This is a genomic window from Mesorhizobium sp. M0119 (genome assembly GCF_040322615.1).
Classification (GTDB): domain Bacteria; phylum Pseudomonadota; class Alphaproteobacteria; order Rhizobiales; family Rhizobiaceae; genus Mesorhizobium.
In genome coordinates, this window is record NZ_JAMYTU010000003.1 from 105635 (window position 1) to 118466 (window position 12832).

General features: G+C 62.6%; 10 protein-coding genes, 1 tRNA gene, 1 pseudogene and 1 riboswitch. Of the genes and pseudogenes, 5 read left to right on the forward strand and 7 right to left on the reverse strand.

Translation table 11 applies throughout. The annotated features are described in order from the left end of the window. Positions 1-142: 142 nt before the first annotated feature. Positions 143-1153: an Hsp33 family molecular chaperone gene (locus NKJ40_RS04160; RefSeq protein ID WP_352464893.1), complete on the forward strand. Its 1011-nt coding sequence runs from the start codon at positions 143-145 to the stop codon at positions 1151-1153. Between the two features lie 6 nt (positions 1154-1159). Here the strand turns inward: NKJ40_RS04160 and apaG are convergent, their stop codons facing one another. Beyond that, the gene (gene apaG, locus NKJ40_RS04165; RefSeq protein WP_352464894.1) at positions 1160-1552 is read right to left on the reverse strand and encodes a Co2+/Mg2+ efflux facilitator ApaG/CorD; all 393 of its coding nucleotides are present in this window, start codon (positions 1550-1552) and stop codon (positions 1160-1162) included. Between the two features lie 228 nt (positions 1553-1780). Between apaG and NKJ40_RS04170 the strand changes: the two are divergent. Further along, positions 1781-2939 (forward strand): annotated as a pseudogene (locus NKJ40_RS04170) (glycosyltransferase). Positions 2940-2975: 36 nt separating this feature from the next. Here NKJ40_RS04170 and NKJ40_RS04175 read toward each other — a convergent pair. After that, positions 2976-4166 (reverse strand): O-succinylhomoserine sulfhydrylase, encoded by a 1191-nt coding sequence (locus NKJ40_RS04175; protein WP_292659518.1) that lies wholly within the window; start codon positions 4164-4166, stop codon positions 2976-2978. A gap of 69 nt (positions 4167-4235) precedes the next feature. After that, positions 4236-4313: riboswitch (SAM riboswitch) on the reverse strand. Between the two features lie 135 nt (positions 4314-4448). On the opposite strand from NKJ40_RS04175, the gene NKJ40_RS04180 reads away from it, so the two are divergent. After that, positions 4449-5543 (forward strand): 2'-deoxycytidine 5'-triphosphate deaminase, encoded by a 1095-nt coding sequence (locus NKJ40_RS04180; RefSeq protein WP_292659520.1) that lies wholly within the window; start codon positions 4449-4451, stop codon positions 5541-5543. Between the two features lie 29 nt (positions 5544-5572). Here NKJ40_RS04180 and araD1 read toward each other — a convergent pair whose 3' ends face one another. The 4 genes from araD1 to chvE form a co-directional block, all read right to left on the reverse strand. Continuing rightward, a complete protein-coding gene (gene araD1, locus NKJ40_RS04185; RefSeq protein ID WP_352464895.1) occupies positions 5573-6565 on the reverse strand; it encodes an AraD1 family protein in 993 nt (330 codons plus the stop codon). A 189-nt stretch (positions 6566-6754) separates the two neighbouring features. Further along, complete coding sequence (mmsB, locus tag NKJ40_RS04190) at positions 6755-8047, reverse strand: multiple monosaccharide ABC transporter permease (protein WP_352464896.1); 1293 nt, start codon at positions 8045-8047, stop codon at positions 6755-6757. Then, positions 8044-9576, reverse strand: coding sequence for a multiple monosaccharide ABC transporter ATP-binding protein (gene mmsA, locus NKJ40_RS04195; RefSeq protein WP_352464897.1), 1533 nt, complete (start codon positions 9574-9576; stop codon positions 8044-8046). Before mmsA ends, mmsB begins: the two co-directional genes overlap by 4 nt. 99 nt (positions 9577-9675) lie before the next feature. Continuing rightward, complete coding sequence (gene chvE / locus NKJ40_RS04200; RefSeq protein WP_254816339.1) at positions 9676-10740, reverse strand: multiple monosaccharide ABC transporter substrate-binding protein; 1065 nt, start codon at positions 10738-10740, stop codon at positions 9676-9678. Positions 10741-11057: 317 nt separating this feature from the next. Here chvE and NKJ40_RS04205 point away from each other — a divergent pair, with 317 nt between their 5' ends. Next, positions 11058-12047 carry a LysR family transcriptional regulator gene (locus tag NKJ40_RS04205; RefSeq protein WP_352464898.1) on the forward strand — a complete coding sequence of 330 codons (990 nt, stop codon included), beginning with the start codon at positions 11058-11060 and terminating at the stop codon, positions 12045-12047. Positions 12048-12362: 315 nt separating this feature from the next. On the opposite strand, the gene NKJ40_RS04210 is transcribed toward NKJ40_RS04205, so the two are convergent. Next, a tRNA-Gly gene (locus tag NKJ40_RS04210) sits at positions 12363-12436 on the reverse strand. A 92-nt stretch (positions 12437-12528) separates the two neighbouring features. On the opposite strand from NKJ40_RS04210, the gene NKJ40_RS04215 reads away from it, so the two are divergent. Beyond that, on the forward strand, positions 12529-12831 hold the full coding sequence (locus tag NKJ40_RS04215) for a DUF6460 domain-containing protein (protein ID WP_198030500.1): 303 nt from the start codon (positions 12529-12531) through the stop codon (positions 12829-12831). Position 12832 lies beyond the last annotated feature (1 nt).

Sequence of the window (12832 nt, forward strand, 5' to 3'; positions counted from 1 at the left end):
GCCGCCTTGATCTGCGCCGCCTTGATCCGGGCCGCCTTGATCCAGAAGTGGGTGGTGCCTATCTCAGGCGCATCACGCAAATCGAGCGCGTCTCGTCGCATGCGCCCCGGAGGGCGGCATCGCCGCGCCCCGGAGCTTTGTCATGTTGGAAACTCATCAATTGGCTGAACATAAACCCAAGCTCGGCGAATTCGGCTACGCCGGCGACGACCATGTCGTGCCGTTCGAGGTCGGCCCGCTCGACGTGCGCGGCCGCACCGTCCAGCTCGGGTCGATGCTCGACGCTATTCTCAGCCGCCACGACTATCCCGAGCCGGTCGCCCGGCTCCTGGCCGAAGCCTGTGTGCTGACGGTATTGCTCGGAACTTCGCTGAAGTTCGAGGGCAAGTTCATTTTGCAGACCCGCACCGACGGGCCGGTCGACATGCTGGTCGCGGATTTCTCCACGCCGCGCGCGCTGCGCGCTTATGCCCGCTTCGATGCCGACCGGCTGCAGGCTTTGACGGCTGCCGGCGAGACGTCACCGCAGACGCTGCTCGGCAGCGGCGTCCTGGCGCTGACCATCGACCAGGGCGCTCACACGCAACGCTACCAAGGCATCGTCCAGCTCGACGGCGTCACACTGGAAGATGCCGCACGCACCTATTTCCGCCAGTCGGAGCAGATTCCAACCGACCTCCGGCTTTCGGTTGCCAAGCTTCTGACGCCCGGCGTCGGCGGTGCCCGCGAGCAATGGCGGGCCGGTGGCTTGCTGGCACAATTCCTGCCGCAGTCGGCGGAGCGCATGCGCGTACCCGACCTTCCCGGTGGCGACGGCGATCCGCGTGAGGAAATCCACGACCCGACCGACAATTCCTGGCAGGAGCTGCTGGCGCTGCTTGGTACCATTGAACCGACCGAGCTGATCGATCCGACGATCGGCGCCGAACGGCTGCTTTACCGGCTTTTCCACGAGCATGGCGTCCGCGTCTTCGGCGGGGTGCCGGTCGCCGACCAGTGCTCATGCTCGAGGGAGAAGATCCGCGGCATCCTCGAAGGCTTTTCCGCCGAGGAGATCAGGGACAGCACCGAGGATGGCAGCATTCACGTCGCCTGCGAATTCTGCTCGAAGCAATATGACTTCGATCCGGCGGAGTTTGCAGCGGCTGAATGATGGCCCTCAATTGACGGTGCGCCGCGTGCCTGGCAAATCGAGCGAGAAGGCAGGGATAGCGACGTCGAAGGTCTCACCCCGTTTGTTGCGCATTATGTAGTGCCCGACCATGATGCCGGACGGGGTCGAGAGCGGGCATCCAGACGTATACTGATAGCTGTCGCCGGGGTTGAGTCCAGGTTGCTCGCCGACGACCCCGGGGCCGCGCACTTCCTCGACCTTGCCGGTGCCGTCGGTAATGTGCCAGTAGCGTGACAGAAGCTGCACGAACTCATCCGACTGATTGTCGATGGTCACCTGATAGCCCCAGACATAGCGGTTTTGCGGCGGGTCGGAGTGATCCTCCAGATAGAACGGCCTGACCTGCACTTCGATGTTGCGGGTGACGGCGCTGTACATAAACTGCTCCAAAGCAATGTAGATGGAACTTTCGATGCTCAGCGCAGTTTGGTCAACGATGCGCGGCATCTTCTTGCCCGATCTCAAGCGCAGGTGCCGAAAAACAATGTCATTTGAGTGACACATGACAATGATGGTGTGCAGGCTTGTGCCGGGCGACTCAGCGTTTTGTCGAATTGTTGAAAACGGCCGTAATGCGGCCGGCATTTCTGGAGTGACCAGATCTCGATGGAACCGACATTCGCAGCCGCCCTCCTTTCCATAGCCCTCCTTCTTTCAAATCTCGCCAGCATCCTGTTAGCTTCGCTGAAGCTGAAGCGACCAGCCAGGATTGCACCGCCCGCGGCCAACGCGCCGCCGGTATCGATCGTCGTCCCGGCGCGCGGCGTCGAGCCGTTTGCCGAAGAGACTCTAGAGCGCGCCTTCTCCCTCGACTGGCCGCGCTACGAACTCATCTTCTGCGTCGCCCATGCGGACGATTCGGTAGTCAAGCCGATCACCGCCGCAATGACGCGTTTTCCGGCAATACGGGCCCGACTGCTTGTCGGTGACGACGGCATCAGCAGCAATCCGAAACTCAACAATTGCGTGAAGGGTTGGGAGGCGGCCCATTATCGCTGGGTCATCCTTGCCGATTCCAACGTGCTTATGCCGAGCGATTATGTCCAGCAGCTGATGGCGGCATGGCGGCCCGATACCGGCCTCGTCTGCTCGACGCCGATCGGCTCGCGGCCGGACGGGTTTTGGGGGGAGGTCGAATGCGCCTTTCTCAACACGCTGCAGGCACGCTGGCAGTACGCTGGAGAGGCGCTCGGCCTCGGCTTCGCGCAGGGCAAGAGCATGTTGTGGAACAAGCCGATGCTCGATGCCAATGGCGGTATCCGCGCGCTTGCTGCCGAGATCGCCGAGGACGCCGCCGCGACCAAGCTGGTCAACCGGCTCGGACTGCGGGTCAATCTTGTCGCTTCGCCCTTCGAACAGCCGCTCGGCCGGCGCACGCTTGGCGAGATCTGGTCGCGGCAGGCGCGCTGGGCGCCGGGGGGGCCCGGGGCCCGTTGGGGGGTGGTTTGCCCCCCCAATCAGGTGCGCGCGGCGCCGCCCCCGGGGGGGGCGGGGGCGGCCCGCGGCGGCGGCCGCCGGCGGCACCCGGCCGGCAACCGCCATCGCCGTGCTGGTCGCGGCCTACCTGCCGGAATGCGTCTTGGCCTCGGCCAAGGGATGGCACCTGTCGCCGCGCACTATCCCGGCGATGATGGCGCGAGACCTGATGCTTCCCGCCATTTGGGCGCGCGGATGGCTGAGCGGCGCCGTCGACTGGCGCGGCAACGTGATGACTATCCAGACCAAGGCCGTCGCGGAGCTGGAAGAGACCCCGTCCGGCGCCTGATCAGCGCGTCCCCGCTCGCCTCTGTTCGGCCAGCCCTTATCCGGCAGCTCTCAGCGCTTGCTCGATATCTTCGAGCAGGTCGTCGGTGTCCTCCAGGCCGACGGAAAGCCTGAGCGTTCCGGGTCCGATGCCGAGTTCGGCACGTGCTTCATCGGTCAAGTTCTTGTGCGTCGTCGTCGCTGGATGGGTGATCAGGCTCTTGGCATCACCAAGATTGTTGGAAATCAGCACGATGTCGAGTGCGTTCTGGAAAGCAAAGGCCGCCTGCTTGCCGCCCTTCACATCCAGGCAGATCAGCGTCGAGCCGCCCGACATCTGCTTCTTGACCACGGCCGCTTGCGGGTGGTCGGCGCGGCCGGGATAGATGACGCGGGCGACTTGCGGGCGCTCGGCGAGGAAATCCGCGATGCGGCCGGCACTTTCCGTCTGCTGGCGTACGCGCATCGGCAGCGTCTCCAGGCCTTTCAGCAGCGTCCAGGCATTGAAAGGCGAGAGGCTGGGGCCGGTGTGACGGAAATAGTCATGCAAGTTTTCGTCGATCCACTTCTTGTCCGACAGAACGATGCCGCCAAGACAGCGCCCCTGGCCGTCAATATGCTTCGTGGCCGAATAGACGACGATGTGAGCGCCGAGCCGCAAGGGTTTCTGCTGCAAGGGCGTGGCGAAGACGTTGTCGACGATCAGCCTGGCGCTGATCGAATTGGCAAGTGCCGCGACGGCGGCGATGTCGACCACCTCCAGCGTCGGATTGGTCGGGCTTTCCAGGAAGAACAGTTTGGTATTGGGCCTAACCGCTTTTTCCCAATTGGCGATGTCGGTGCCGTCCACCAGCGTTGCCTCGATGCCGTATTTCGGTGCCAGCGTCTCGACCACCCAGCGGCAGGAGCCGAACAGCGCGCGCGCCGCGACGATATGGTCGCCCGCCTTGGCGCTGCACAGCAGTGCTGCCGTCACCGCCGCCATGCCGGATGCCGTGGCGCGCGCGTCCTCGGCGCCTTCCAGCGCGCACATGCGTTTTTCAAACATGTCGACGGTCGGGTTGGCATAGCGCGAATAGATGAAGCCCGGCTCCTCACCCTTGAAGCGGGCTTCCGCCGCTTGCGCCGTCTCGTAGACATAGCCTTGGGTGAGATACATAGCCTCGGAGGTCTCGCCGAAGCCGGAACGCAGCGTCCCGGCATGCACGAGTGCGGTCTGAGGCTTCCAGTCGCGCTTCTTGGTCATCATTCTATCCAAACACCAAAATTGGTCCAAACAAAAAAAACCGGTCGCGAAAGTCGCAACCGGTCCATATGGCCTTGCGGCCCGACGGTCCTTTAGCGACTTGTTTAACGTGGCTGCAAGCCGACCGGCCAAATCACCACGGGATAACGAGCTTTAGACCCGCGCCACGCTTGCGTCAATTGCCGGCATGATTAAGAGGGTTGTACCAAGCAGGTGCCAAAGGCGTCCACGGTCGGACCTGCGACAGAACAAGACCTCGCCCGGCGTTCGAACGGAGCCAGACCCTTGCGGCAGACAGGCATTCTTCCCGATCAGGATATTTCCGCGCTGTTCCAGTCGGGCGCGCTGAAATCGCCGCGCACGCTCGATGCCGATCAGATCCAGCCGGCCAGCCTTGACCTCAGGCTCGGCGACAAGGCCTGGCGGGTGCGTGCTTCCTTCTTGCCCGGCCCGGACCACAGGGTTGTCGATAAGCTCGACCGGCTGAAGCTGCACGAGGTCAACCTCGCCGAAGGTGCCGTGCTGGAAACCGGCTGCGTCTACATCGTGCCGCTGCTCGAAAGCCTGGCGCTGCCCGCGCATATTTCGGCTTCGGCCAACCCGAAAAGCTCGACCGGACGGCTTGATATCTTTACCCGGGTGATGACCGACCGTGGCCACGAGTTCGACAAGATCGCCGCCGGCTATGAAGGCCCGCTCTATCTGGAGGTCAGCCCGCGCACTTTCCCGATTGTGGTGCGGACCGGCTCGCGGCTGTCGCAGATCAGGTTCCGCACCGGCAATGCGCTGTTGTCGGAAAGCGAGCTGCACGACCTGCATCGCGCCGAGATGCTGGTCGCCACCGAACCGCCCAACATCTCAGGCGGCGGCATCGCGCTGTCGATCGACCTCGACGGCGACAAGGATGGGCTGGTCGGCTATCGCGGCAAGCACCACACCGGCCTGGTCGACGTCGACAAGCGCGCCGCGCAGGATGTCGTCGATTTCTGGGAGCCGCTCTACAAGAGCGGCGCCGGCGAGCTGGTGCTCGATCCGGACGAATTCTATATTCTGGTGTCGCGCGAGGCGGTGCATGTGCCGCCGCTCTACGCCGCCGAAATGACGCCCTTCGATCCGCTGGTCGGCGAGTTCCGCGTCCATTATGCCGGTTTCTTCGACCCGGGTTTCGGCCATTCGGCGTCGGGCGGCACCGGCAGCCGGGCGGTGCTCGAGGTACGCAGCCATGAAGTGCCGTTCATCCTCGACCACGGCCAGATCGTCGGACGGCTAGTCTACGAGCACATGCTAAAACGGCCGCAAGCGCTCTACGGCACCGATCTCGGCTCGAACTATCAGGCGCAGGGCCTGAAACTATCCAAGCATTTCCGCGCCGCGCGCTGATCTTCCTCTTACTTGCGGGCTATGCCGCCTCAAAGCGCCTTCACGGCGACCTTCACCGGCTGCTCGATTTCGAGCGGGTTGCGCAGAGGCAGGCCGAAATCCTGCGCCTCGATTTCGAATACGTCACCGGCCTCGGTCCTGATGCCGTCGGCGAAGGACAGCGTCGCCGTGCCGAACATGTGCACATGCACGTCGCCCGGCTGTCGGAAGGCCGAGTATTTGAAGTGGTGATGCTCGAGATTGCCAATGGTGTGCGACATGTTCGCCTCGCCCGACAGGAACGGCTTTTCCCAAAGCAGCTTGCCGTCGCGCAGGATGCGTGAAGCGCCGCGGATATCGGACGGCAGATCGCCGATCAGGATCTCCGGCCCGAACGAAGCGTTGCGCAGCTTGGAATGGGCAAGGAAGAGATAGTTCACGCGCTCGGTGACGTGGTCGGAAAACTCGTTCGACAGCGTGAAGCCGACGCGGAACGGGGCGCCGTCGTCGCCGATCACATAGATACCGGCGATTTCCGGCTCCTCGCCGGCATCCTGGGCGAAGGCCGGCGACATAAGCGCCGCCCCGGGCGCCACTGCCATGGTGCCGTTGCCCTTGTAGAACCATTCCGGCTGCACGCCCGTCTGGCCCTTCGCCGGCTTGCCGCCCTCAAGCCCCATGCGGAACATCTTCATGGAATCGGTCAGCTGTTCCTCGCCGTCCGTGCTGAGCTTCTTATGCATGGAATCGCGGGTCGCGGCGGAGCCGAGATGCGTCAGCCCGGTGCCGGTGAGATGGAGATGCGCCGGATCGGGATGGTTGATCGGCGACAGCAGCCGCCCCTTCTTGTAGGCTGCGTCGAGATCGACGGTTTCGCCAAAGCCCTTGCGCTCGATCAGGGCGACAAGCCCGCTGCCGGTGCGCGCGGCCTCCATCGCCAGCGAATAGACGCTGCGGGCGCCGTTGATGACGCGGGTCTTGCCGCCGTTGCGGGCAACGACGCGGATCGTGTCGGCGTCGTCGAGGATCTGTGAGATCAGCATGGTAACCCTCTCTGAATTGCGGGCTGGCCTGCCTTTCTCGGCAAACCCTGCCCTGCGCGGCCCGGACCCTGTCCGCGCCTCGGTTGAAATTCTTCGTCCGGATTGCGCTCGCGGATCAGGTCCCTCGGGGGACTTTTTCGCGTCGCCCGGCAGCGCCGCGATATGACCCGTATGCCTCCTGGTTGCCTCTCAAGCCTTGTTCTTGTTGTAGACGTCGAAGACGACGGCGCCGAGCAGCACCAGGCCTTTGACCACCTGCTGCCAGTCGACATTGACACCCATGATCGACATGCCGTTGTTCATGACGCCCATGATGAAACCGCCGACCACCGCGCCGATGACCTGGCCGACGCCGCCCATCGCCGAAGCACCACCGATAAACACCGCGGCGATGACGTCGAGCTCGCTGCCGAGGCCGGCCGCCGGCACAGCCTGCCCCAGGCGCGCAGCGATAATCAGGCCGCCGAGTGCCGACAGCACGCCCATATTGATGAACACCATCAACGTCAGCCGTTCGGTCTTGATGCCCGATAGCTGAGCTGCCTTGGCATTGCCGCCCATCGCATAGATGCGGCGGCCGATGGTCATGCGTTTGGTAACGAAGACGAACAACGCGATCAGTACGCCCATCACCATGAGGACGATGGGAAGGCCCCTGTAGGTGGCGAATTGGTAGACGAGAAACAGCGCCAGCGCGCTGATCACCAGGGTCTTGACGACGAACAGCGAGAACGGCTCGGCTTCGTAGCCATGCTTCTCGCGGGTGCGCCGTGCCTTGAGTCCGAAATAGGCATAGGCGAGCACGGCGACGAGGCCGATCACGATCGTCGTCAGGTGCAGCGTCAGGCCGCTGCCGACAATGGTTTTGCCGGCGGCGTTGACGGTTGGCGGTATCAGCGTCAATGGGCCGATCAGGTCCGGAATGAAGCCGGAACTGAGCGCCTTGAAGCCGACGGGGAGCGGCCCCACGGAAGACCCGCCACCCAGCAGCGCCTGGCAGATGCCGCGGAAGATCAGCATGCCCGCCAGTGTGACGATGAAGCTCGGTATTCGATGATAGGCAATCCAGTAGCCTTGTGCCGCGCCGATCGCGCCACCGACGATCAGGCAGATGATCGATACCACCAGCGGATTGCTCAACGGGCCAAGCGGCCAGATGACCATCATCATCGCCGCCAGCGCGCCGATGAAGCCGGCGACGGAGCCGACGCTGAGATCGATATGGCCCGAAACGATGACCAGAAGCATGCCTAGCGCCATCACGATGATGAAGCTGTTCTGCTGAACCAGATTGCTGAGGTTCACCGGCTTGAACAGCGTTCCGGACGTGGTGAACTGGAAGAACACCATGATTGCGATCAACGCCAGCACCAACCCGTATTCGCGCAGGTTGGTGACCAGCGCCGAGACGGCAATGCGAGGTCCCTGTTGTAGGTCCTGGGCAACGCCGGTCTGCGGCCCGGGAGCGCTTTCGGTGCTCATGATGCTTTTCCTTCTCCGCGGACGATGGCGCGCATTATCTTTTCCTGGCTGGCGTCGCTTGCCGCCATTTCGCCGACGATGCGTCCTTCGTTCATGACGTAAATGCGGTCGGTGATGCCGAGCAGTTCGGGCATTTCCGACGAGATGACGATGATTGCCTTACCCTCGGAGGCGAGACGCGCAATGATCGTATAGATTTCATACTTGGCGCCGACGTCGATACCGCGTGTCGGCTCGTCGAGGATCAGCACTTCCGGATTGGCGAACAGCCATTTCGACAGCACCACCTTCTGCTGATTGCCGCCAGAAAGGTTGCCGGTCATCTGATAGACGCTCGAGGCGCGGATATTGGTCCTGCCGCGATAGTCATTGGCGACTGAAAGCTCGCGCAAATCGTCGATCACGCCATGGCGCGAGACGCCGGGCAGGTTGGCCAGCGTGATGTTGTGCTTGATATGGTCGATCAAGTTGAGACCGTAGGTCTTGCGGTCCTCGGTAACATAGGCGATGCCGTGTTCCACCGCCTTGCTCACCGAGGAGACGTCGATCGGCTTGCCGTCAAGGAACACCTCGCCGGTGATGCGGCGGCCATAGGACCGGCCGAACAGGCTCATGGCAAACTCGGTCCGGCCGGCGCCCATGAGCCCGGCAATGCCGACTACTTCGCCCTTGCGGGCGTTGAGGTTGATACCCTTGATGACCTGCCGCTCGGCATGGATGGGGTGGTAGACCGACCAGTTTTTCACTTCGAGAACGGTCTCGCCGATCTTCGGCTCGCGCGGCGGATAGCGGTCGTCGAGCGAACGGCCGACCATCGAGGTGATGATGCGGTCCTCCGAGATGTCCTTCTTGGCCAGCGTCTCGATGGTCCGGCCGTCACGGATGATGGTGACCTTGTCGGCGACCCGGTTCACCTCGTTGAGCTTGTGCGAGATCAGGATCGAAGTGATGCCCTGCCGCTTGAATTCGAGCAGCAGATCGAGCAGCGCCTGGCTGTCCTTTTCGGACAGGCTCGCGGTCGGCTCGTCGAGAATGAGCAACTTCACTTCCTTGCTGAGCGCCTTGGCGATCTCGACCAGCTGCTGCTTGCCGACGCCGATATTCGTGATCAGCGTGTTGGGGTCTTCCTTGAGGCCGACCTTCTTGAGCAGGGCGCTGGTGCGCGTCTCGTTGGCATTCCAGTCGATGACGCCGTATCTGGCGTGCTCGTTGCCGAGAAAGATGTTTTCGGCAATCGACAACATCGGCACCAGCGCAAGCTCCTGATGGATGATGACGATGCCCTTGCGTTCGCTATCATGGATGCCTTTGAAATGGCACTCATCGCCGCGATAGATGATCTGGCCGTCATAGGTGCCGGACGGATACACGCCCGACAGCACCTTCATCAGCGTCGACTTGCCGGCGCCGTTCTCGCCGACCACGGCATGGATCTCGCCTTCCTCGACCATGAGCTTGACGTTCGACAGCGCCTTGACGCCGGGAAACGTCTTGGTGATGTCGCGCATCTCCAAAATCGTCGATGCCATTGAGAATACCACTCCTGCGAGGTCCGCAAACAATACCGGGCTGGCTCGCCAACGAAAAGGGGCCCTGCCTGCGCAGGACCCCAGGCTTTGTAACCGCGATTACTTCAGTTCTTCGGCCTTGATGTAGCCGGAGTCGACCACCAGGGCCTGGTAGTTCGACTTGTCGACGTCATGCGGCGTCAACAGGATCGAGGGAACGACCTTGACGTCGTTGTTGTAGGTCGTGGTGTCGAGGCCTTCCGGTTTGCCGCCCGAGAGCACCTTGTCGACGAGTTCGACCGTCGCCTTGGCGAGTTCGCGGGTGTCCTTGAACACGGTCGAGTACTGTTCGCCGGCGATGATCGCCTTGACCGAAGCGGTCTCGGCGTCCTGTCCGGTGACGATCGGCCATGGCTGATCGGCAGTGCCGTAGCCTACGGCGCGCAGCGAAGCGATGATGCCGCGCGACAGGCCGTCATAGGGCGAGAGCACGCCATCGACGCGGCTGCCGTCCGAGTAGTTGGCGGAGAGCAGATTGTCCATGCGGGCCTGGGCGGTTGCCGCCAGCCAGCGCAGCGTGCCGACCTTGTCCATGCCCATCTGGCCGGACTTCACGACGAGGGTCTTGTCGTCGATCAGCGGCTGAAGAACCGACATGGCGCCGTTATAGAAGAAGAACGCATTGTTGTCGTCCGGAGACCCGCCGAACAGCTCGATGTTGAACGGACCCTTCTTCTCGGGATAGCCGAGGCCCTTGAGCAGCGATTTGGCCTGGATGACGCCGACGCCGAAATTGTCGAAGGTGGTGTAGTAGTCGACATTTGGCGTCTTCTTGATCAGGCGGTCGTAAGCGACGACGACGACGCCTGCGTCATTCGCCTTCTGCAGCGCATCGCCCATCGTGGTGCCGTCGATCGAAGCGATGATCAGCGCCTTCGGGCCCTTGGTGATTTCGTTTTCCAGCTGGCTGAGCTGGTTCGGAATGTCGTCCTGCGCGTATTGCAGGTCGACGGTGTAGCCCAGAGCCTCGAGCTGGGACTTGACGGCGTCGCCGTCGTTGATCCAGCGCTGCGAGGTCTTGGTGGGCATCAGCACGCCGATCAGGCCTTCGCCCGCCTGCGCCGGCAGCGTCATGGCCGCGATGCCTAGGGCCGCGACAGCGGCCAGTGTCTTGATAATCTTCACATTAACTCTCCCTGGTTGATGGACGCGTACCCTTGGGTTTCGTGGGCCGCGCAATCGTGCAGGAGCGCCAAACGCGCCGCTGCCGTCAATCGATCTCCGGTATCCTCCCAATCGGCCCCGAAACTCTGGTCTCAATCGATACGAGTTTTCCCTCATCACCGATCGTCAAGTCTCAGGACGCGCGAAGGGTGTGTCGCTTTGCCATAACTGTCAAATGCGATCTTTGATGGTTGCTATATCGAGACTGATATGGCTTAGGCTGGTGACGACGCTGCCGGATTCAGCCGGGGCGCCGGGCGTAGGAGTAGGGAAAAATCATGGCGGCGTTGCGAAATCCTGGCGGAATATCAGCCGGTTACGATGAGATTCCGGGTGATGGCGGAACCTTGCTGCGCAGCGGCTTGAGCCTGCGTCACATGCGCATGATCGCGGCCCTCGACGAGCACGGCCGGGTGAGTGCCGCGGCCCAGGTCATGAACATCTCGCAGCCGGCCGCCTCGCGCATGATCGCCGAGATGGAGGCCGTGCTCGACGTCAAGCTCTGCGAAAGGCTGCCGCGCGGCATCACGCTGACGCCTTATGGCAAGGCGTTGGCACGGCGCGCGCGATCGATCCTGCTCGAGATGCGCGAGGTCGACCGCGAGATTTTCGAGCTCAAGGCGGGCAAGGGCGGCTCGGTGTTCCTGGGCGCGGTGACAGCACCGGCGATCGAGCTGGCGGTGCCGGCGATCCGCGAGATCCGGCGTCTCTATCCGCGCATCGAAATCACCATGCAGGTCGAGACCTCGAACGTGCTTGCGCGCGAGCTGATCGCCTCGCGCCACGATTTCATCATCGCCCGCATCCCCGACGACCTCAATCCGCGGCTGTTCGAAGCGCGAGTCATCGGCGTCGAGAAGGCCTGCCTGATCGTGCGCCGCGGCCACCCGCTGACCAAGGGCAAGGCAGTGCGGCTGGAAGACACGGCCGCCTATGACTGGGTTTTCCAGTCGGGCGGCTCGCCGCTGCGCCAGGCGATGGAGAGCAACTTCCTGAACCGAAACATCGCGCTGCCGGACCGCATCCTCAACACCAGCTCGCTGCTATTGACTCTGGTCATGGTCGCGCAATCCGACGCCATCGCACCGGTGTCGATCCAGGTCGCGAAGTTCATCCAGAACCCGGAAGGCCTGGCCGGCGCCATCGATGTTGTCCAGACCGAATTCGACATCGAGGTCAGGCCCTACAGCCTGATCACGGTAAAGAACCGCGCGCTGTCGCCGGCAGCCAAGATGCTGCACGATTTTATTCTGCGAGAGGTGGGCTGAGGGTTGGAGCGGGTAGCGGGGCGCATCCCGTGGCCGGCCAGACGACCAGACAGGCCCGCCTGAGCGGCGCCGGTGCGCGTCGACCACTACTGCGTAATGCTCAAAAAAGCCCGCCAGCAGAAGCCAGCGGGCCAAGGGTAGACATTCCGGTAGGGGTCATTCGAGGCCCCGCCGACCCTCAATGTGAGATATTCCACGAACTGGCACATCGGCCAAACAGATGAAAGACGGCCAGCCGGGCTATAAAAAAATTGCCTGTGAATTCCGCTGGTTTTCAGCCTGGCCAAAACAAGTTTAATGCAGTGTGGCAAAAGCTGGAGCGGGTAGCGGGAATCGAACCCGCGCGTTCAGCTTGGGAAGCTGACAAGCTACCATTACATCATACCCGCGCTGTTCTTCCGATATCATGGCCCGGCGCCGATGCGCAATCCGGTTTGAGGGCTCGGCTTGATGCCGGGCGGTCAACTGCGTATTTCTGGGCATGTGCCCGAATCGCGGCACCCGACTGTGGAGACAGGCCTTGTCCGCACTGAACCGCTTTCTCGGCGATACGCCGCTCCGGGTGATCTTGAAGCTGCTCGTGGTGTCGTTCCTCGTCGGCCTGGTCATGAACGCCTTCGGCTGGTCGCCGATGGACGTGCTTTACGGCATCCGCAAATTCTTCATCGACCTGTGGAATTTGGGCTTCCACGCCATCGACCGCTTTCTCGGCTACATCCTACTCGGTGCCGCGATCGTCGTGCCGGCGTTCATCCTGCTCAGGATCGCTAACTACCGGAAGTGAA